This is a genomic window from Enterococcus sp. 125944, from assembly GCF_051909435.1.
Lineage (GTDB): Bacteria > Bacillota > Bacilli > Lactobacillales > Enterococcaceae > Enterococcus_D > Enterococcus_D gallinarum.
Map to the genome: position 1 here is coordinate 83422 of NZ_JBQASY010000013.1, position 21378 is coordinate 104799.

At 40.8% G+C, this 21378-nt stretch carries 14 protein-coding genes and 1 pseudogene; 14 read left to right on the plus strand and 1 reads right to left on the minus strand.

Going from position 1 to position 21378, the window contains the following annotated elements; genetic code table 11:
• Positions 1-39: 39 nt before the first annotated feature.
• From ACTFWY_RS11980 to cydC, 7 genes are all read left to right on the plus strand, one after another.
• Positions 40-1320, plus strand: coding sequence for an apiosidase-like domain-containing protein (locus ACTFWY_RS11980; protein ID WP_423121569.1), 1281 nt, complete (start codon positions 40-42; stop codon positions 1318-1320).
• A 7-nt stretch (positions 1321-1327) separates the two neighbouring features.
• Complete coding sequence (locus tag ACTFWY_RS11985; RefSeq protein ID WP_423121568.1) at positions 1328-2647, plus strand: PTS sugar transporter subunit IIC; 1320 nt, start codon at positions 1328-1330, stop codon at positions 2645-2647.
• A gap of 248 nt (positions 2648-2895) precedes the next feature.
• The gene (locus ACTFWY_RS11990) at positions 2896-4338 is read left to right on the plus strand and encodes a glycoside hydrolase family 1 protein (protein ID WP_423121567.1); all 1443 of its coding nucleotides are present in this window, start codon (positions 2896-2898) and stop codon (positions 4336-4338) included.
• 712 nt (positions 4339-5050) lie between these two features.
• Positions 5051-6469, plus strand: a complete 1419-nt coding sequence (locus tag ACTFWY_RS11995; RefSeq protein WP_003129000.1) for a cytochrome ubiquinol oxidase subunit I — start codon at positions 5051-5053, stop codon at positions 6467-6469.
• On the plus strand, positions 6466-7482 hold the full coding sequence (gene cydB / locus ACTFWY_RS12000) for a cytochrome d ubiquinol oxidase subunit II (RefSeq protein WP_003129001.1): 1017 nt from the start codon (positions 6466-6468) through the stop codon (positions 7480-7482). Before ACTFWY_RS11995 ends, cydB begins: the two co-directional genes overlap by 4 nt.
• Entirely contained in the window at positions 7482-9203 is a 1722-nt protein-coding gene (cydD, locus tag ACTFWY_RS12005; protein ID WP_003129002.1) for a thiol reductant ABC exporter subunit CydD, read from the plus strand. The genes cydB and cydD overlap by 1 nt, the downstream gene beginning before the upstream one ends.
• Positions 9196-10941, plus strand: a complete 1746-nt coding sequence (cydC, locus tag ACTFWY_RS12010; RefSeq protein ID WP_029487346.1) for a thiol reductant ABC exporter subunit CydC — start codon at positions 9196-9198, stop codon at positions 10939-10941. Before cydD ends, cydC begins: the two co-directional genes overlap by 8 nt.
• Positions 10942-11109: 168 nt before the next feature.
• Here the strand turns inward: cydC and ACTFWY_RS12015 are convergent, their stop codons facing one another.
• Positions 11110-12090 (minus strand): polyprenyl synthetase family protein, encoded by a 981-nt coding sequence (locus tag ACTFWY_RS12015; protein WP_003129005.1) that lies wholly within the window; start codon positions 12088-12090, stop codon positions 11110-11112.
• A 94-nt stretch (positions 12091-12184) separates the two neighbouring features.
• On the opposite strand from ACTFWY_RS12015, the gene ACTFWY_RS12020 reads away from it, so the two are divergent.
• From ACTFWY_RS12020 to ACTFWY_RS12050, 7 genes and pseudogenes are all read left to right on the plus strand, one after another.
• Entirely contained in the window at positions 12185-13087 is a 903-nt protein-coding gene (locus ACTFWY_RS12020; RefSeq protein ID WP_003129007.1) for a prenyltransferase, read from the plus strand.
• 31 nt (positions 13088-13118) lie between these two features.
• Positions 13119-14327, plus strand: a complete 1209-nt coding sequence (locus ACTFWY_RS12025) for an NAD(P)/FAD-dependent oxidoreductase (protein WP_103300706.1) — start codon at positions 13119-13121, stop codon at positions 14325-14327.
• Between the two features lie 290 nt (positions 14328-14617).
• Positions 14618-16705, plus strand: a complete 2088-nt coding sequence (locus ACTFWY_RS12030; RefSeq protein ID WP_138371400.1) for an SH3 domain-containing protein — start codon at positions 14618-14620, stop codon at positions 16703-16705.
• Between the two features lie 254 nt (positions 16706-16959).
• Positions 16960-17841 carry an AraC family transcriptional regulator gene (locus tag ACTFWY_RS12035; protein WP_005473018.1) on the plus strand — a complete coding sequence of 294 codons (882 nt, stop codon included), beginning with the start codon at positions 16960-16962 and terminating at the stop codon, positions 17839-17841.
• A 375-nt stretch (positions 17842-18216) separates the two neighbouring features.
• Positions 18217-19383: pseudogene (locus ACTFWY_RS12040) on the plus strand (ABC transporter substrate-binding protein).
• Between the two features lie 141 nt (positions 19384-19524).
• Positions 19525-20415 carry a carbohydrate ABC transporter permease gene (locus tag ACTFWY_RS12045; protein WP_005473010.1) on the plus strand — a complete coding sequence of 297 codons (891 nt, stop codon included), beginning with the start codon at positions 19525-19527 and terminating at the stop codon, positions 20413-20415.
• Positions 20416-20427: 12 nt separating this feature from the next.
• Complete coding sequence (locus tag ACTFWY_RS12050; RefSeq protein ID WP_439926931.1) at positions 20428-21282, plus strand: carbohydrate ABC transporter permease; 855 nt, start codon at positions 20428-20430, stop codon at positions 21280-21282.
• Positions 21283-21378: the final 96 nt, after the last annotated feature.

Consider the following 21378-nt stretch of genomic DNA (forward strand, 5'->3'; position numbering starts at 1 on the left):
CCGGTGCACAACTTGTGCCGATGAAAGGAGAGCACCACCGTGAAAATCAACGTAAGTCAAAACCAGCGCACCTTATTGCGAGACGGACAGCATTTCTTTTATTTAGCCGATACTTGCTGGAGTGCCTTTACTAGTATTCAAGAAAATGACTGGATCACCTACTTAGACAAACGCAAAGAGCAGGGCTTCAATACCCTTCAAATCAATGTGTTACCGCAATGGGATCGCAGCCGTGGTCAATTTGACTGCTTGCCGTTTCCCGTTGATGCGGGCGTCTTTGATTTTACAGTTTGGGAGGATACCTATTTCGAACGGGCTCAGAGTCTTTGTAAAGTTGCCGATGAGAAAGGCTTTACTTTAGCGTTGGTCGTCTTGTGGTCAAACTATGTCGCCGGCACGTGGGCTAGCCAGTTGGACAAAGAACGCAACGTGTTGCCGGAGGATTGCCGCCAGGCCTACTATCAAAAAGTGATTACGACTTTTGATGCCTTCCATCCGATCTACTTTATTGGTGGCGATACGGATTTCCCAACACAGCCAACCATCGATACGTATCTAGAAGCCTTTGCTTTCTTTGAAAAGCATTCGCCCAATACCCTGAAAACTATTCATATCAAGGGACGTTTTGAAGAAATCCCTGAACCTATCGTCGAACGTTTGGACTTATTTTTATACCAATCAGGTCATAACAGCGCCTTTTTGAATATGCCTTATTATTTGGCAGAGCGTTTTTATCAACGAGAACCGCAGCTGCCGATCATCAACTCAGAACCTTGTTATGAACAAATGGGCTATGCCCGCCACGTATACGGCCGATTTGGCCAAAAAGATGTCCGCAAAGCAGCATGGCAATCATTGTTAGCCGGCGGCTCGGCTGGGATCACGTACGGTGCCCACGGCATCTGGAGTTGGCAAACCCCGACGGCGACCTTTGCGGAAGAAATCGGGGAAGCGTTTGACCGTCCGATGATTTGGCCAGAAGCTTTGTCTTTTCCTGGGGCAGATGACTATGGCTTTATCAAGCAATTATTTGAATTATTAAATATTCAGGAGCTTGTGCCTTGCCAAGAGCGCTTGATCGATGCAGATGAACAGATTCGTATGGCAGCTATCGCAGGAAGGAATGATGCCTTGCTTTACTTGCCAAGCAATACAACAGTTCGCCTGCAAGGAGATCTTTCTACAGCGACCGTCACATTGATCGATTTGAACAGCAATCGTTTCTTGAAACCAAAACTGACAGTTACCAATGGTATCACTGTTTTCCATCCCCACAATTGTCACGAAGACGTATTGTTCGTTATCCAAATAAAGGAGTGAAAAGAAAATGGATAAATATATGGATAAGGTATTAGTATTTGCAGATAAAATCTCCAACAATCGGTATTTAAAGGCAATTTCAAACGGGTTGATGGCGACGCTTCCGATCAACATCATTGGCTCGATCGCCTTGTTGTTAGCAGTTTTGCCGATTCAAGGGTGGACAGATTTTATCAACTCTATCAATATTGGCGGTTATTTTTCCGTCGGTTACAGTATGACCGTTGGGGTTATCTCAGTGTACGCTTCCTTTCTGGTCGGTCACCGTTTAGCGACAGAATTTAAGCAGTCGGCGGTCCCTGCCGGCATCGTTTCGTTGTTTGCCTTTTTGATGATGACGCCAATGGTCACCTTGGAGGAAACAACGACCCTCGACATGAGTAAACTCGGCGCTCAAGGCTTGTTTACCGCTATGATCTGCGGCATAGTCTTTGCTCGTTTGTACTGCTTTATTTTAGAAAAAAATATCGCCATCAAAATGCCGGCAGGTGTGCCGCAATTTGTGACGGATACCTTCGCCGGTTTGATTCCCGCAATTATTTCTGGGTTTACCGCGATCGTCATTAGCTGGGCATTCAGTTTTACTTCTTATGGCTCATTCTCAGATTTCATCTATCAAATCTTGGCAATGCCGCTGCAAAGCTTGTCTTCTAGTGTAGGTTCATTGTTATTTATTGTACTGATCCAAATGGTGCTATGGTTCTTCGGTATCCATGGTTCGTTGGTGGTGGGTAGCTTTGTCACCGCTTTATACTTACCAATGGATGTGGAAAATATGGATGCTTTAGCTAGCGGCGTTGCTCGTTCCGAGCTGCCGAATATTTTGAGCAAGTCATTTTATGATTTGTTTGCTGGTATTGGTGGGGCTGGGGGAACGTTATCATTGATTATCGTTATTTTGCTGTTGGCGAAATCAAAACAATCACGGACAGTTGCTAACCTGAGTGCCGTTCCTGGATTGTTCACCATTAATGAGCCGGTGATTTTTGGCTTACCGCTGATTTTGAATCCAATCATGGCGATTCCGTTCATATTAACACCATTGGTTCAAGTGCTTGTGGCGTACCTAGCGATCTGGAGTGGGATCGTCCCACGACTTAGTGGCGTACAAGTTCCTTTTGGCACACCGATTTTTCTAAATGGGTTTCTAGCCGGCGGCTGGCAGGTCGCAATTCTACAAGTCGTTTGCGTTTTGGCAGGCTGCCTGTTGTACATTCCTTTTGTCAAAATATTAGATAAAGGAAAATTAAAAACAGAAGCAGAAGCTGCGCAAGCTGAGGGACACCCCCAAACAGAAAGTATCGATGCAACGGGAGAAACAGTCTAAAAGAAACCGATTTTATGATGACAATCTGACTGCTTAATGCTATAGTAAAAACAGAAAAACCCAAGTTGGATTGTTACTGACTCGATCAGGCAAAACCTAAATGAGAAAACGCTCTTTGTAGCGGCTCTTATTTAGGTTTTTTATTTTTTTCGGGTATTTCTTAGAATGTTAAGCAGCAAAGTTATTGTTTCAGTTACTTGCAAACATATGACTTTGTTAAAATAAATTAGGCAAAGGAGAACGAGCAAATGGCAAAATTTCCAGAAAATTTCTTATGGGGCGGCGCGACCGCAGCGAATCAATTAGAAGGGGCGTTCAATCGCGATGGCAAAGGCTTGTCAGTGGCGGATGCAATGCCTGGCGGCAAACAGCGTTTAGCGATTTTAGGCAGTGATACGTTTGATTGGACGATCGATGAGGACAAATACACCTACCCAAATCATCGCGGGATCGACCATTATGACCGTTTCAAAGAAGACATTGCGTTGTTTGCGGAAATGGGCTTCAAGAGCTATCGTTTTTCAATCGCTTGGACACGTATTTTTCCAAAAGGTGATGAAACGACACCGAACGAAGCTGGGTTAGCATTTTACGATGCGTTGATTGATGAATGTTTGAAATACGGGATCGAGCCAGTGGTTACGATCTCCCACTATGAAATGCCCTTGCATTTAGCCAAAGAATACGGTGGCTGGAAAAATCGAGCATTAATCGATTTCTATGAGCGTTTTGCAAAAGTCGTTTTGGAACGTTTCCATAGTAAAGTCAAATACTGGATGACTTTCAATGAAATCAATTCAGCTTTCCATTTCTCCGCATTGAGCCAAGGAATGGTCAACAGTACGGGTGCTAGCGACTTTACAAACGTGATCCAAGCGTGGCACAACCAATTTGTTGCCAGCAGTAAAGCAGTCAAAATTGGGCATGAATTGAATCCTGAGTTACAAATTGGTTGCATGATCATTTATGCAACGACCTATAGCATTGATGCAAACCCAGTCAACCAAGTAGCAACAATGATCCATAACCAAGCCTTCAACTACTACTGTGCCGACGTGCAAGTACGTGGGAAATATCCAGCATTTACTGATCGCTTGTATAAAGAGCATGGGGTCAAGAAGGAAGATCTTGATATTACCGAAGAAGATTTAGCATTGATTGCTAAGTATACCGTCGATTATATTGGATTTAGCTATTACATGTCTTCTGCAGTGGATATCACAACAGAAGAAGCTGATGAAGTACAAGGTAACTTGTTGGGTGGTGTCCGCAATCCATTCTTGGAAGCAAGTGAATGGGGCTGGCAAATCGATCCAGAAGGACTGCGCATTGCGTTGAATGAATTGTATGATCGGTACCAGAAACCATTATTTATCGTGGAAAATGGTTTAGGAGCTATCGATACTATTAGTGAAGATGGCAAAATCGAAGACGATTACCGAATTGATTACTTACGTCGTCATATCGAAGCAATGGGTGAAGCGATTGAAGATGGTGTTGACCTGATGGGATATACACCATGGGGATGTATTGACCTCGTTAGCGCGTCAACCGGAGAAATGAGCAAACGCTATGGCTTTATCTACGTGGACTTTGATGATGAAGGTAATGGCACAATGGATCGATTAAAGAAAAAATCCTTCGATTGGTATAAACAAGTGATTGCTTCAAATGGAGAATATTTAGCGTAAGATTAATACTCGTTTTTTTATAGCCGCACAACACGGATTATCGTTGTGCGGTTATTTTGCTGAAAAAATAGATTGTCTGAATAGAGTAAAAAATCTAAAAATAATAGATAACACATCATAAAAATTTTAATCAGAAAAACTTTAATAATTGCACTTGGTAAGCGGAATAAAACTAAATTTTCAAATAAATTTTTCAAGAATGGCTGACTCTTTCTTTCCAACTAAAAGGGGACCAACATATTTTTGATGATATGGAAAATTTTGCAAATTTAGAAGGGCGTTGTGGTTTTCTTCTGAAATGTTTCACGTGAAGCATTTTTACAGAAGATAGTTACATCAAATGCAATATTTTCGAAAATAGCGACTCTATTTTGTGAAGCGGATGAGTTTCTCTTAGAACGTTTGGATTAATAAAAATTATTTCGAGCCGATTAAAGAAGTAAGAGAACGGAGTATGAAAAATTGTTTCCCCTCATCTATTCGAATAATTGGTCTTTACCATATGATGGTGATAAGATTAAAACATAGAAATGTAGAGCATTTTGCTTGTGAAAACGTTTCAATTTTAAAGAATGGAGAGTAAGCGATTAAAAAATAAAAATAGTAGGCAAGTTGCTTCTTTTTTACTTAAGAGAGGAGTATATTCGTATTTGGAATTTTTCTTTATTTAGAATAATTTTAATGTATTTTTTTAGAAATAGGGGGATGTAAAATGGATATTGTAACATTAGCACGAATCCAGTTCGCGATGACGACGATTTTTCACTTTTTCTTTGTACCGTTTTCGATCGGAACTGGTGTCGTTGTTGCAATCATGGAGACACTTTATGTGATCAAAAAAGATGAAAAATATCGCCGAATGACAAAGTTCTGGGGAAATATTTTTCTATTAAGTTTTGTGGTAGGAGTGGTAACTGGGATCATTCAAGAATTTCAATTTGGAATGAACTGGTCTGATTATTCTCGTTTTGTTGGGGATATTTTTGGTGCTCCTTTGGCGTTAGAAGCATTGCTAGCCTTCTTTTTGGAATCAACTTTCTTAGGATTGTGGATTTTCACATGGGATAAAGTCAGCCCTAAACTGCATATGACGTTCTTTTGGTTAGTTACTATTGGCTCGATGCTCTCTGCTTTCTGGATTTTAGCTGCCAATAGTTTTATGCAACATCCAGTTGGATACACATTGAACAATGGTCGTGCTGAGATGACTGACTTCGGAGCCCTGTTAGCTAACCCGCAAGTCTGGTATGAGTTCCTTCATGTTATTACTGCAGCAATTGCCATGGGAGGAATTCTGATTGCAGGAATGTCAGCTTTCCAATTGTTGAAAAAAGACAAGAAAGTTGACCGTGATTTTTTCAAAAAATCAATGCGGATCGGTTTTGCAGTAGCTTTGTTTGGTTCAATTACGGTGTTGATCGCAGGTGACGAACAAATGAAGTATTTGGTTGAAGAACAACCAATGAAATTTGCAGCAATGGAAGGTACGTATGAAGATACCGGAGATCCTGCGGCATGGACTGTAGTTGCATGGGCAAATGAACGAGAACACAAACGGGTTTTTGGTGTTGAGATTCCTTATATGTTGAGTATCCTTGCATTTAACGAACCATCTGGTTCGATTGATGGAATGAACACAGTGAATCAAGATTTGATCGAACGTTACGGAGATCGGAACTATTTTCCTCCGGTCAACACATTGTTTTGGAGCTTCCGGATCATGGCAGGTTTCGGTGCATTGATGTTGTTGGTTTCTTCATTGGGGTTATTCTTTACGCGTAAGAAGAAGCCTTCGCTATTTGAGAAACGTTGGATGCTTTGGGTAGTGGCTATAACATTATTTACCCCATTCATTGCAAATACAGCAGGGTGGCTGATTACGGAATTGGGTCGCTACCCATGGACAGTCTATGGTCTATTTACGATTGAAGATAGTGTTTCGCCAAATGTATCGGCAACTTCGCTTGTTATCTCAAATATTGTTTACTTTGTTCTTTTCTCTGGTTTGGCATTAACAATGGTTTATTTGATTCGGCGAGAGTTAGGACATGGTCCTGAAAACAACCAGATGGAAGGAACGCTGCACGAAGCAGAAGAAGATCCATTTGATAAGGAGGCGTTTGAAGGATGACCGGATTGCAACTAATGTGGTATGTATTGATTGGCATTTTGTTTGCCGGCTTCTTCTTTTTAGAAGGATTTGACTTTGGTGTGGGGATGTCTGTCCAGACATTGACCCATAATGAACAGGAAAAAGATCAGATCGTGCATACGATCGGACCAGTGTGGGACGGGAATGAAGTTTGGTTGATTACCGCAGGTGGCGCGATGTTTGCTTCTTTCCCTTACTGGTATGCCTCTTTGTTCAGTGGTTATTATTTGATTTTGTTATTGATACTAGTCGGATTGATTATACGCGGTGTTTCCTTTGAGTTTCGGGCAAAAATGCCTGAAGACCGTAAAAATATGTGGAATTGGACATTAACCATTGGCAGTACATTGGTGCCTTTTATGTTCGGACTCTTGTTTACAAGTATGGTCCAAGGCATGCCAATTGATGCAGAGGGAAATATGTCCGCGCACTTCGGTGACTACGTCAATCTCTTCTCTGTAGTTGGCGGGATTGCCCTAACTTTGCTTTGCTACTTACATGGATTGAATTATATTGCACTAAAAACTACTGGTCCGATTCGTGACCGTGCCCGAAATTATGCGAGTGCCTTTTATGGTGTGCTATATTTTGGTTTGGTGGCGTTTGCCGCGCTACTTTATTTCAAAACAGATTTCTTTGAAAAACATTTTGCTTCGACGCTTCTTTTGCTGATTGTGATTGTGGCTTTGACGCTGATAGCGAATATCTCTGTATTTAAAGGGAAAGAAATGGTGGCATTTATTGCTAGTGGTTTGACCATGGTGGCGCTAGTCGGATTGTTGTTCTCTGGTTTGTTCCCACGAGTATTGATTAGCTCAATCGACCCTAGTTATGATTTGTTGATTGCAGAAGCTTCCTCTAGTCACTACACATTGAAGATCATGAGTTATTTATCACTGACAATCTTGCCGTTTGTTTTGGCTTATACAGCATGGACCTACTATATTTTCCGTAAACGAATTAGTCATACTGAGCTGACGGAGGGTTATTAATGATCGACAAACAAATCATAGAGCTTCCCGGAATGAAACGGTTAATGGGATTGCTTGCAGGACTTTCTTTCCTGCAAGCTCTCTTCATCATTGGACAAGCCTATGGTCTTGCTAGTGGGATCACTGGATTATGGGAAGGACAATCGTTAGAAGAGCAGTGGGGCTGGATTCTACTGTTCTTTTGTTCGTTTTTAGGTCGCCAGGCCATTGTTTATTTTCGGACAAAGAAATTAGACAGCTATAGTTACCAGCAAGCTACTGAATTACGTAATCAACTGCTAGAAAAGATTTTTCGTGTAGGACCACAAATCGTTCAGCAACAAGGTACCGGAAACATTACAACGATGGTATTGGAAGGCATTAGTCAGGTAGAAAACTATTTACAACTAATATTGGCAAAAATTATGAACATGTCGATCATTCCTTGGGTGATTTTGGCTTTAGTATTTTACTTGGATTGGATCTCAGGTCTGGTTTTATTGCTGGTTTTTCCACTGATCATTATTTTTATGATCATCCTAGGCTATGCCGCCCAAAGTAAAGCTGAAAAACAATACCGCACATTTCAATTATTGTCCAACCACTTTATTGATTCATTACGTGGAATCGACACCTTGAAACTTTTTGGGATCAGCAAAAAATATGGAAAAAGTATCTTCGCTTCTAGCGAACGTTTTCGTAAAGCAACGATGGGATCGTTGAGAGTCGGAATTCTTTCCACTTTTGCATTGGATTTTTTCACAACATTGTCCATCGCTGTGGTTGCGGTTTTACTGGGGCTGCGTTTGATCAATGAAGAAATCTTGTTATTTCCAGCACTAACGATTTTGATTTTATCTCCGGAGTATTTTTTACCAATTCGCGATTTTTCAAGTGATTACCATGCGACTTTAGATGGGAAAAATGCAATGACCGCTGTATCTACGATTTTATCTGAGCCAGAAGCAGCCATTGATCCAGTAAGTTTACCTCAATGGCAAGCTGATTCGGAACTATCGATTCATTCGTTATCTTTTGATTATGGAGAAAAGTCTGTTTTGAAAGATATTGCATTGGAGGTCCAAGGATTTCAAAAAATTGGGATCATTGGGATGAGTGGCTCTGGAAAATCAACGCTGATCAATAACTTAAGCGGCTTTTTGATTCCGAAAGAAGGCGAAATTACTTTTGATGGCCAAAAAATGACTGCATTAAGACAGTCGGATTGGCAGCAGCAACTAGTTTATATTCCCCAAAACCCCTATATCTATCGGATGACTTTGCGAGAAAATGTGGCTTTCTATCAGCCAAATGCTACTGAAGAACAAGTGTGGCAAGCAATCGAAGTTGCAGGTTTAACGAAATTAGTTCAAGAATTGCCGCAAGGAATCGATACAATGCTAGGTGAAGGGGAACGCCATCTAAGCGGTGGACAGGCGCAACGAATTGCGTTGGCTCGTGCTTTCTTAGACCAGCATCGAAAAATTTTATTATTTGATGAGCCAACTGCCCATTTAGATATTGAAACAGAAGTAGAATTGAAAGAACGGATGCTTCCGTTGATGGAGAACCATCTAGTCTTCTTTGCGACACATCGCTTGCACTGGATGGAAGAGATGGATCAAATCCTAGTAATGGATCAAGGCAGAATTGTTGAGCGAGGGACATTGGCAGAACTGCAAGCAAAGAATGGCGCTTTCGTTGCGTTAGTCAATGGGATGAGGAGGGAACAACTTGAATAAAATCGGTCTCTGGCGTTCGCTAAAAACAGATACCTGGGTCAAACCCTTTCTTTCAAAGTACAAAAAGGTTCTTGCAGCAGCGCTGTTTTTAGGATTTATGACATTCTTTTGCGGAGGCGCGTTAATGTTTAATTCTGGCTATCTGATTAGCCGCTCTGCCTCAATTCCAGAGAATATTTTGTTAGTATACATTCCAATCGTTCTGACCCGAGCATTCGGGATCGGCCGACCAGTTTTTCGTTATGTTGAACGACTGACAAGTCATAATTGGGTGTTGCGAATGACATCGAACCTACGCCTAAAACTATACAATGTTGTCGAAAAAGATGCCGTTTTCTTTAAGCAGACCCATCGAACTGGCGATATTTTAGGATTATTAGCAGAAGATATCAACCATATCCAAAACTTATATCTGCGAACGATTTTCCCTACGGTGATTGCTTGGTTATTGTATACTTTTCTGATTATCGGATTAGGGTACTTTTCGTTAGGATTTGCATTGGTAATGTTGCTGTTGTTGGGAATAAATGTGTTTGTGCTGCCGCTCTGGTCCGTTGTGATCAATGGCGCTCGTCAAGAAAAGCAAAAACAAATGAAGAATCAATTATATACAACGTTGACTGATAATGTGCTAGGAGTTTCTGACTGGGTATTTTCACAGCGAGGAGCGGAATACGTCGATGAACACAAGCAATTGGCGGCAAATCTACGAAGCGTTGATGAGAAAATCAATCGTTTTGATCGAAAAAGAGATTTCCTTTTACAAGTGATCTTCGGGGTGATTACGGTTGCGTTGATTGTCTGGACAAGTCAGCGATTTCCTGGCGAGCACGGTGGCTTAGCTAATTGGATCGCAGCATTTGTCCTTTGTGTCTTTCCTTTGGTAGATGCTTTCGCACCATTGCCTTCAGCGGCACAAGAAACCAATATATACAAAGATTCGATTGATCGTTTTAATGCATTACCAGAAAAAGAGGAACAAAAACGGACAGCATCAGCTATAAGTGCACCGTTCAATTTAGAAGTGAATCAGGTTAGTTTCCATTATCCATCTGAAAAAGAGGTACTAAAGAATCTTAGCTTAACGATTCCTGCGCATCAAAAACTGGCAATATTGGGACGTAGCGGTTCTGGGAAAAGTACCTTTGCTTCTTTGCTCAGGGGAGATTTATTGCCGACCCAAGGTAGTATTACCTTAAATGGTGAGCCGGTAGCAAGTTTTGGTGAAGATATTAGCGAATGGATTGGAGTCATCAACCAGAGTCCTTATTTGTTCCATACAACGATTTTAAATAATTTGCGGATTGGTAATGAAGAAGCGTCAGAAGAAGAAGTTTGGGACGTACTGAAACGAGTAGGCTTATCAGAGATGGTGACAGCTCTGCCAGAAGGTTTGCGAACCATGGTTGATGAAGCAGGGTTACGTTTTTCCGGCGGTGAACGCCATCGGTTGGCATTAGCGCGAATTCTTTTGAAGAAAACACCGATTATTTTATTAGACGAGCCAACTGTTGGGCTAGATCCAATCACTGAGCAAGCTGTTTTGGAAACTTTTTTCAATGAGTTGGAAGACAAGACGATTATTTGGATCACCCACCACCTGCAAGGAATCTCACTGATGGATCAGGTCATTTTTATTGAGGATGGAGAATTAACGATGAGCGGTACGCCTGCTGAGTTAGCTGTCGAAAACCAACACTTTCAACAGTTATTGGCTATTGATCAAGGGCGACTGTAATCAAACTGGGACCTTTGCCAAGACAACAAAAAAATCGGCTAGTGATCGACATGAATGTCGGCTTAGTTTTTGAGGAGCATTCGCTCCTCAAAACACTTCACTGTTTACCCGATTGGTTCGTTTATTTTCAGAATAGCTTTCAGTTGCGGAGGATAGAATAAAGAATGATCAATAATTTCGTTGCAAAAGCAGTTGCGTTAGCTCGCGAATTTTTTCTTTGCTAGGGGTGTTCGGCAGCAGTTCGATGTCGGCTAGTGCTTTTTCGGTATAAGAAACAGCAAAATCGGTGGCTTTTTCGACGCCATGATAACGGCGCACTAATTCAGCAACCTCTGTGGCCTCCTCGGTGGTCAACTCGCTTTTTTTGGACAGATAACTTTCAAATGCGGCAGGATTTTGTTCTTTAGCAAAGAGCAGAGGTAATGTATAGACACCTTGTGCCAAGTCTTCAAGAACGGGTTTTTTCAACGTTCCAGAATCTGCTGTATAGTCCAAAATATCATCAAAAACTTGAAAAGCGATGCCGATGTTTCGTCCGATCTCACCAGCCCGTTCTTGGTTTTCTAAGTCGAGACCGCCAAAATGAGCACCTTCGATGCAGGCCAGCCAGAATAATTCGGCAGTTTTACCATTGATGCTTTGTAAGTAATCAGCAATTGATTCATCTATATTGTAGCGTGTGTGCATTTGATCTAATTCTCCCAGCAAAAGGCGTTTCATTGCTTGGGCATTTGTAGCCAAAAAATGAGAGCCATTCATGCTCTCGATCAATAACTCAAAGAATTGGGTGAAGAGCAGGTCACCTGTGTAAACAGCGATATCTTTGCCATATTTTGCTTGGACAGTGATGCGTCCGCGACGCAACGGCGAATCATCAATGATGTCATCGTGAATCAAGGTTGCCATATGTAAGATTTCTAATGAAGCAGCAATTTTGGTTAATTGATCATTTCTTTCATCAATGGGTTCGCCTAGATCAGCGAATAAGAAAAATAATGCTGGACGCAGCATTTTTCCTCCAGAATAAGTAAAATCAACTAATACATCTTGTATTTCTTTGTTACGAACAGTTACGCGTTCTTCAATGATCGAACAGACAGTTTTTAGTCTTTGCTCGATCGAAGGATAATCGATCCAAAAATTCAACATATTAAAACCCTTTCTACCAGTCATTCAGCCCTTATTCTAACTTAAAGGGAGTCTATTGACTAGTTAAGTGCATTTATCAAAAGGAGATGAGTATTTGACACTCCCAGTATTTCTGGAGCTTGTGGAATTTAAAGCGAAAACAGCCAGTGTCCTCCCATTTTTTATCGGAATTTGTTACAGCTGGTATAACTACGGCTCAATTCATTTAGGTTATGTGGTGTTATACTTTATTGCTATGCTGATCTTCAACATGGCAGTAGATATTTTAGATAATTATAACGATTACCATCACGCAACAGAAGTTCATGATTACAAAGAAAAAACAAATATTATCGGACGCGAGCAGCTCTCGCTTCCATTCGTTTTTCGCTTAATGATCGGTATGATCGTCGTTTCGGCGGTGATGGGTATCGTATTGGCCTATTTCGTCGGTTGGCCCTTGTTTTGGATGGGACTTTATTGTTACTTGATTGGTATCTTTTACTCATCAGGTCCGCGGCCTTTATCGAGTTTACCGCTAGGTGAGTTTTTTTCAGGATTTACGATGGGCTTCATGATTTCGTTGATTTGTGTATATTTGAATACTTATGAAACCTTTCAATGGAATAGCGCGACCTTGGGTGGAATATTTCTAATCGCACTACCCAATACATTGTGGATTGCTAACTTGATGCTGGCCAACAACATCTGTGATTTGGAGGAAGATGAAAACAACAATCGTTATACATTGGTGCATTATTTAGGAAAGAGTCAAGGATTACGGCTATTTGTCCTTTTGAACATTATTGCATTTGTAGCGATCTTGACAGCAGTGGTTCTGCATTTAGCACCATGGACGATGTTGTTGACGTTTCTCGTTTTACCATTTGTCTGGAAACAGACAAAACTATTTATGCATAAACAAATCAAACGCGAAACCTTTGTCTGCGCTGTAAAAATCCTTGCGGTCGGTGCATGTGCGCAGGTCATTAGTTTTGCGATCGGTTTGATTTTATAATTTTTTGAAGGAAGAAAGGAAGTAGTAGGAAATGAAGGAAGTTGTCATTTTAGGAGCAGGCTACGCAGGGTTGCGAGCATTGCATGTATTACAAGGAGCAAAAGGTGATTTTCATATTACATTAGTAGATAAGAATGACTACCATTATGAAGCGACAGATTTGCATGAAGTGGCTGCTGGAACGCAGCCAAGAGAGCGAATTAGTTACGATATCGCTGATGTGGTACGACCACAAAAAACAACTTTCCTACAAAATGAAGTTGCAACGATTGACCGTCAAAGTCAACGGATCATGTTTACGGATCAAACATCTCTTTCCTATGATTATTTGATCGTAGCATTAGGATTTGAATCTGAGTCATTTGGGATCCCAGGTGTTAATGAAAACGCATTGGAAATGGTAGATGTTGATTCAGCAGAAACTATTTATCATCATTTATTGAAACAAATGAAAGAATACAAAAAAACACAAGATCCAGATTTATTGAAAATCGTCGTATGTGGGGCGGGATTCACTGGAGTAGAACTCTTAGGTTCTTTAGTGGAAAATCGGAAGGAATTTGCTGAGATCGCAGGTGTCCAATCAGAAGAAATCAAACTCTTTTGTGTAGAAGCAGTTACGCGATTATTACCGATGTTTGATGAAAATCTGTCTGCCTATGGAATCAATAACTTGGTAAAATGGGGTGTTGAATTTCTAACAGGAAAACCAATCAAAGAAATCAAGCCTGGAGTAGTTGTTTATCAAACGGATGCTGAAACGGGTGCTACAGAAGAATTGTCTGCTAAAACGATCATTTGGACAACAGGTGTCAGTGGAAGCCATGTCATGGCAGATTCAAATTATGCGGCTCGCCGTGGACGTGTGATGGTCAACCAAGATTTAAGTGATCCAGAGCACAGTAATGTTTTTGTAGTAGGGGATGTTTCAGCTGTGATGGATCCTGCAACAAATCGCCCTTATCCAACGACAGCACAGATTGCTTTGAAAATGGGGTATCAAGCTGCCAAAAACTGTCTACACTTGATTAAAGGTGAAAAAACGGAAGACTTTCATTTTGAATCTTTAGGATCTGTAGCCTCTATTGGGAACACGCATGCCTTTGGTTTGGTGGGTAAAATGCCTGTAAAAGGTTATCCAGCATCATTTGTCAAAAAAGCCATCATGGACCGCTCCCTGTTCCTAACTGGTGGGGTCAAAGAAGTGTTAGCAAAAGGCCGCTTTGATTTTTATCATTGAGTCGTGCGCTATTTTTTCGACTTAACATTAACAGAAGCAAGAAGAGAACATGTACCGATGGAGATAGTTTAATTATAAGTAAAATAGACAGAGATGCCCGATTCATGTTGGGCGTTTCTGTCTATTTACTACTATTTCAGTTTTTAACACCATAGGGCGTAAGGCCTTTATTGAATCTCTAGATAAATGATTAGGTTTTGAAGAGAAAACAGGGTAAGAAAAAACCCCCTTTTGTACCTTTATTAAAAAAATGTTAAAATAAAGAGACTATGTTTGTTGGGAGGCATGAAATGACGATTCGTAAAGAAAGACGCCGTTTAGAAAAACGATTGAAGCGTTCATTATTAGCAAAAAAAGGGTTGACGATGGCTACAACTGTGGTAGCCGGTTCAACGATTGCACCAAATTTGGTTTTAGCTGCAGAAACAGCGACTTCAGATGATGCAAAAAACCAAGCAGAGATCACAGAAAATCAAGTATCTGGAGGAAATAGCTCCACTGATTCAACTGGAGACAGCATTCAAAGCAGTGCTGACGAGACGATTTCGACAGAGGAAACAACAGAACCAACTGTTCCTATTGAAGAGCAGCCTGTTACAACACCTGAGGAAGCGGCAACGCCACAGGAAACTATCACGGAAGATACAGCGGTCGTTGAGACGCCAATTGTTGCTGCACCTGCGTTAGCAAGAACCTCGATCTTCTCAGCACGTGCTGATACGAGTGGATTTATTGCGAAAGCAAGTGGTTATGCAACAGAAGTAGCTGCCGCTAATGATCTCTATGCATCAGTGATGATTGCACAAGCTATCCTAGAATCCGGCTGGGGTACTTCGACTTTGACGACCCAAGCGAACAATATGTTTGGAATCAAAGGAAGTTATAATGGGCAGTATGTCGAAATGGCAACATTGGAAGATAATGGTTCGGGCAATTATTATCAAATTATAGCGAAGTTCCGCAAATATCCATCTTTAAGAGAATCTTTCCAAGATAATGCGTATGTCTTACGAAATACCAGTTTTGCTGCCGGTAGCTATTATTACAGCGGTGCTTGGAAGAGCAATACGAGATCATATACAGAAGCAACGGCATGGCTGCAAGGACGCTATGCGACTGATACTTCCTATGCCAGCAAATTGAACAATCTTATTGCAACGTATAACTTAACTCAATACGATAGCGGCAGTTCCGCTGGGAACGGTGACATGAATAATGTTGAGACCCCTGTAGGAGAAAACGCGATTCAAAAGCAAATGAAAACGACTGCATCTATGAATATCCGTTCAGATGCGTCTACTACAGCAGCAGTTACCGGCTCACTTACTGCGAATACAACCTTTACGGCAGTTGCGGTCAAAACAGGAACGAGCGTCAATGGCAATACAAATTGGTATAAAGTTTCTGGCAAAGGCTGGGTCAGTGGTGCGTATTTAACAGAAGTAAATTCTGGTTCAACATCAGGCAATGCAAATGATAATACTGTCAATACTGGAATCAACCAAAAGATGAAGACGACTGCGACATTGAATATTCGTTCTACAGCATCGACGAGTGGCAGCATCGTTGGCTCATTGAGTCAAGGCAGCACTGTGACAGCAACGGCAGTCAAAACAGGAACGAGCGTCAATGGTAATACGAAATGGTACTATGTTTCTGGCAAAGGCTGGGTCAGCGGCGCGTATTTAACAGAAGTAAATTCTGGTTCAACATCAGGCAATACAAATGATAATACTGCCAATACTGGAATCAACCAAAAGATGAAGACGACTGCGACATTGAATATTCGTTCTACAGCATCGACAAGTGGCAGCATCGTTGGCTCATTGAGCCAAGGCAGCACCGTAACAGTAACAGCCGTCAAAAATGGTACTAGTGTCAATGGCAATACGAAATGGTACTATGTTTCTGGCAAAGGCTGGGTCAGCGGCGCGTATTTAACGAGTGACTCTAGCTCATCGTCGAATACATCGAATACAGGTGATTCGATCAATCAAAAGATGAAAACGACCGCGACATTGAATATTCGTTCTACAGCATCGACAAGTGGCAGCATCGTTGGTTCATTGAGCCAAGGCAGTACCGTGACAGCAACAGCCGTCAAAAATGGTACTAGTGTTAATGGGAATAACAAATGGTACTATGTTTCTGGCAAAGGCTGGGTCAGTGGTGCCTATCTTACGAAGACCGCGACAAATGCTTCTTCAAGTAATAGTTCTGCCAATAATAGTTCTTCGACTAAATATCATACCGTTAAATCTGGGGACAGTCTGTGGTCTCTTGCGCAAAAGTATGGTAGTAGTATTGACCAAATCACTTCATGGAATCGCTTGTCCAATAATATCATTTATGTTGGTCAAAAATTGATCGTGAAATAGTGAGACACCTGATTTCATGCAACTCAAAAGAAAATCAATCAGCATTACCTGATACACATTCGTGATATCGGGTAATGCTTTTTTGCTGGTTTGTTCGTAATAAAAATCGCTGAAGAGAGATTTATTTTTGAATGGTCTTTTAGAATCATTCTGTTTACCTCTGTCAAAGAATCCAAGCAGATTTTGGTTCCGTCCCCCCTATGGAGTTTCCTATTTTTTAGGTAAAATAGAAAACAAAGAAAGGAGTGGAGAGTATGAAGACGATTGTTTATAGTGGGATGATGAACGGATTGACGATTGATCGCTCACGACGAGATAGTATCTACAATATGGTGAAGCATTGGCATTCTGAATGCGAAATCCAATATTTTATAGAAGGGAACCGCTATTTTTTGATTGGAGAAAAAACCTATAAAATCCAACCTGGTACATTGGTTATGATTCACCCCGACTGTGTCCACAATACATTCTCAGGAAAGTATATTTATCATGATCGTGTACTCGTTCTCTATGAAGCCAGCAAATTTCCAAGAATCGCTCAATCCATGGGAATAGATCTGGAGACCTTTTTTTTAAAACATCATGGTATCATTCAGATTCCGCCAGCGGATCGCTCTTACGTACAAACGCTCTTAGCGAAAATCGCAGATGAAGTGATCCACAAAGAATACAATTACCAGGTAATGGTCGAAACAAAATTAATCGAACTTTTTATTTTTATTCAGCGGATCAAGAACTTCAGGGGGCTTTCTGATGAACCGGCAGAAAGTTTGGGAAAACAAAGCGAGCTAGTTAATCAAATTGCAGCCTTTATTCGTCGGAACTATGCATCGATCCATTCATTGGAACAAATCGCTTCGTCTTTTTATCTCGACAAATCCTATTTATGCCGTATCTTCAAGCGTGCAACAGGCTACACCATCACTGAATATACCAACATTCAACGAATCCGTCAGTCTCAGCGATTACTGGAAGATACAGATTGGGATATTGCTGAAATAGCGAGAAAAAGTGGATACAGCAACATTACCTACTACAACCGTGTGTTCAAAAAATATACAGAGACATCCCCTTTGCAATACCGCAAGAAACAAATTGCATACAAAGAAAGTCTGCGAGAAAAAAATAATTTCTAAATAGTCACTCATCTTTGCACAGGCATGAAAGGGGGATTATTTTCCTGTTAAAAAAGTCAATATTGTACAAGTTCGCGGATATTACGTCACTTTTTTGTGCAAGTTTTGCTTGTCTATTGCTGAGACATTTTTTGTCCGATAAAATCAGTAAGCGGATACATAAATGAAAAATTGTAAACGTGTGCATTTTATGGAGGAGGAAATAATCAGATGAAAAAGAAGATATTGATTGCCAGTCTTTTTAGCACTTTAGTTCTAGCAGCGTGTGGATCTCAGCCTGACACTACTGGTTCTGGCAGCAGTGGTTCAACAAAAGATGCAGAAGCAGTGACGATTAAGTTTGCTTGGTGGGGAGCGGATAATCGTCATGATGCGATGCAAGATGTAGTGGCTCTTTTTGAAGAGGAATATCCGCATATCACGGTTAACACAGAGTATGGTGCGTGGGATGGATGGCAAGAAAAGACATTGACTCAGCTATCCGGTAAAACTGAAGCAGACGTGATGCAAGTGAATTAAAATTGGCTCTTTTCATTCGGGAAGGGCAAGAATATCTTTATGGACTTGAATGAGGTCAGTGACTATTTGACGCTAGACAATTGGGAAAGTTCTTATTTAGAAGCGATGCAAGTGGGTGGTGAACAAGCCGCGGTTCCCCACGGAATGACCGGTCGGGTTCCTTTGATGAACCAAGCACTTTATGAAGCCAATGGGTTGGAACTGCCAACGACCTATGATGATCTTTTGGCAGCGGGAGAAGTCATTGCGAAAGGGAATACGCCAACTGGTGAAGACAATCAGTACGCATATCTCAATGTGGGAGAGTTCTCATTAGATCTATTTATTGCTCAGATGCTTTACAACTATACAGGGAAGATCATGCAGACCGATGGGACAGTCAACTATAGTGTGGCTGAAGTGAAAGAAGTGCTTGAAAGATATAAAGAATTGGAAGATGCTGGTGCACTGCCGACTTTTGAGCAAACAAGCCCAATCGATACGGAATCAAACCCTCCATGGGTAGAAGGCAATGCAGGCTCTGTTTATGAGTGGGCAAACTCACTGGCGAAATGGACAAACTCATACAAAGGCGGCGACGGGTTAGATGAGTTAGTTGTAGGAGATTTCTTGCAAGTCGATGCTGACTCTAAACCAAGTATCTATGTGAAACCAAACTTTGGCTACGCAATTTCAAAAAATTCGAAACATCCTGAAGCAGCAGCCACTTTTATTGAGTTCTTGTTTACCAATGAGCAAGCGGTGAAGGCTGCCGGAGATTCTTTGGGTATTTCAAGCAACACAGTTTGTTACGATCTGCAAGTAGCGAATCAACTAGTCGAAGGTGCTGTGGCTGAAGGGTACGCCAAATTGGATGACTATGAACAAACGGTGTTAGATCCATACTTTGAAGACGAAAATGTGCGGGGAGAAAGATATACGGTTTACGAGGCATTTCGGACAGGAAAGTTCACGTCAGAGGAAGCTGCGAAGCAATTCATTGAGAAACAGCAAGCAGCACTTGATAAGTATTACCAAGAATAGGAAGCAACAAGAAGGAATGCGAGACTTAGCTACGTCCCGTACCCTTCTTTTTCCGAAATAAAATTGGACATGAGTGAGAATGTCTGGAAGTAACCCATTAGTATCTGGGCGTTCATTTAGAAGGTAAAGGAGTCAAATGCGATGTTGAAAAAAATGAAAAGAACAAATTGGGTGATCTACTGCATGCTCATGCCATGGATCATTGGCTTCCTAGTCTTTAAAGTTTACCCAATCATTATTTCTTTTTACTACAGTTTGTTAGAATATCCGATTTTAGGTGATCCGGAGTTTGTCGGATTACAAAATTATCTAGAGATTTTTACAAAAGACGATACGTTTACTGCGAGTTTCTTTGCAACAATCAAATATGTGTTGATTGGTACCCCAGCAGTTATCATTGTCTCTTTTGCAGTAGCAGCCATCTTGAATTTTAAGCTTAAGGGAGTCAATTTCTTTCGTACCGCTTATTATATTCCTTCTATTTTAGGAGGAAATGTAGCTGTTTCAATTTTATGGACCATGCTTTTTGATGTCAACGGACCTGTGAATATGGTGTTGAGTGTTTTTACACTCGGAAACGATGTCGCCATTAACTGGACAAAAGATCCAAAGTTCGCGATTTTTACCCTGATTATTTTAAAAACTTGGCAATTCGGTTCGACCATGTTGATTTTCTTATCGGCATTGCAAGGTGTTTCTAAAACAGTTTATGAAGCGGCAGAAATGGATGGGGCTTCAAAAATAAGACAACTGTTCAATATCACTGTACCGATTATTACCCCCGTAATTTTGTTCAACGCCGTAAATGTATTAGTCAAAGCGTTTCAAGAGTTTAACTCCGCGTATTTAATCACTAAAGGTGGACCAAATAAGACGACTTATTTCTTGAATCTTTATATTTATGATCAAGCCTTTCAAAATGGGAATTATGGCTATGCGAGTGCACTAACATGGATTTTGTTGGTGATCATCGGTATATTTACGGTTATTATTTTCAAGTCATCTGATCGGTGGGTATTTTATAATGATTAAGGGGGCTGAATAATGGAAATGAGTAAATCTCGAAGACGGATGAATGAAATCATTCGTTATGGATTATTGATTGGTGTGGGGATTATCTTGATTTATCCGTTGTTTTGGATGATTGGTTCTGCGTTTAAAGAGAACCGGGACATTTTTGGTAGCTTGAGTATTTTCCCGCCAAGTGACCGTGTGGTTACAACGAATTTTTCCGATGCTTGGCAGTTGACGCGAGACCATTCTATCTGGTTTTTCTTTGGGAATACACTGAAATTTTTGATTCCAAAAACGATTTTTACAGTTTTATCTTGCGTGATTACCGCCTATGTGATTGCACGAAAATCGTTTAAAGGGAAAAAATTTGTCTTTGGTGCCGTGATCGTTACATTATTGATGCCAGAACTGGCTTTTCGCATTCCGCTGTATCTGTTGTACCGTGAGGTGGGACTTTTGGATAGTTTTGCCAGCCTTTATGTAGCGGATATTTTTGCTAGTTCTTCGTTTTTTGTATTTATGATCATTCAATTTATGCGAACAATTCCTAGAGAGTTAGATGAAGCGGCAGTGATGGACGGGTGTAATGAATTTCAGATTTTGTTCAAAATCATCATTCCCGTAATCAAACCAATTCTGATTACCGTTGCCTTGCTAAGCTTTATGTGGGGCATGAATGATTTCCAAGGACCATTGATTTATTTGAATAGTTCAGATAAAACGGTTCTATCAGTAGCATTGAAACAATTATTAGACGGTGAAGCAATGGTCTCCTATGGGAGAGTATTCGCTGCTTCTTGTTTGGGGCTGTTACCTATGATCGCAATTTTCTTTATGGGATCACGGTACTTTGTTGATGGCGTTGCTTCTTTAACCATAGTATAATAAATAATAGTAGTTAAAGTAGTTTAAGAGGAGATATTAAAGGGATATTTTACTTTAAATAAAAATTAACAAGGTTTATAATTTGTAGTAGTTAAA

What these genes read in the sequence shown, in the direction of transcription:
- ACTFWY_RS12015 (WP_003129005.1), bottom strand. Translation starts at nt 12,090, where the DNA reads ATGTTGAATTTTTGGATCGATTATCCTTCGATCGAGCAAAGACTAAAA.
- cydB (WP_003129001.1), top strand. Translation starts at nt 6,466, where the DNA reads ATGACCGGATTGCAACTAATGTGGTATGTATTGATTGGCATTTTGTTT.
- ACTFWY_RS12035 (WP_005473018.1), top strand. Translation starts at nt 16,960, where the DNA reads ATGAAGACGATTGTTTATAGTGGGATGATGAACGGATTGACGATTGAT.
- ACTFWY_RS12045 (WP_005473010.1), top strand. Translation starts at nt 19,525, where the DNA reads ATGTTGAAAAAAATGAAAAGAACAAATTGGGTGATCTACTGCATGCTC.
- ACTFWY_RS12050 (WP_439926931.1), top strand. Translation starts at nt 20,428, where the DNA reads ATGGAAATGAGTAAATCTCGAAGACGGATGAATGAAATCATTCGTTAT.
- cydD (WP_003129002.1), top strand. Translation starts at nt 7,482, where the DNA reads ATGATCGACAAACAAATCATAGAGCTTCCCGGAATGAAACGGTTAATG.
- ACTFWY_RS11995 (WP_003129000.1), top strand. Translation starts at nt 5,051, where the DNA reads ATGGATATTGTAACATTAGCACGAATCCAGTTCGCGATGACGACGATT.
- ACTFWY_RS11985 (WP_423121568.1), top strand. Translation starts at nt 1,328, where the DNA reads ATGGATAAATATATGGATAAGGTATTAGTATTTGCAGATAAAATCTCC.
- ACTFWY_RS12030 (WP_138371400.1), top strand. Translation starts at nt 14,618, where the DNA reads ATGACGATTCGTAAAGAAAGACGCCGTTTAGAAAAACGATTGAAGCGT.
- ACTFWY_RS12025 (WP_103300706.1), top strand. Translation starts at nt 13,119, where the DNA reads ATGAAGGAAGTTGTCATTTTAGGAGCAGGCTACGCAGGGTTGCGAGCA.
- ACTFWY_RS11990 (WP_423121567.1), top strand. Translation starts at nt 2,896, where the DNA reads ATGGCAAAATTTCCAGAAAATTTCTTATGGGGCGGCGCGACCGCAGCG.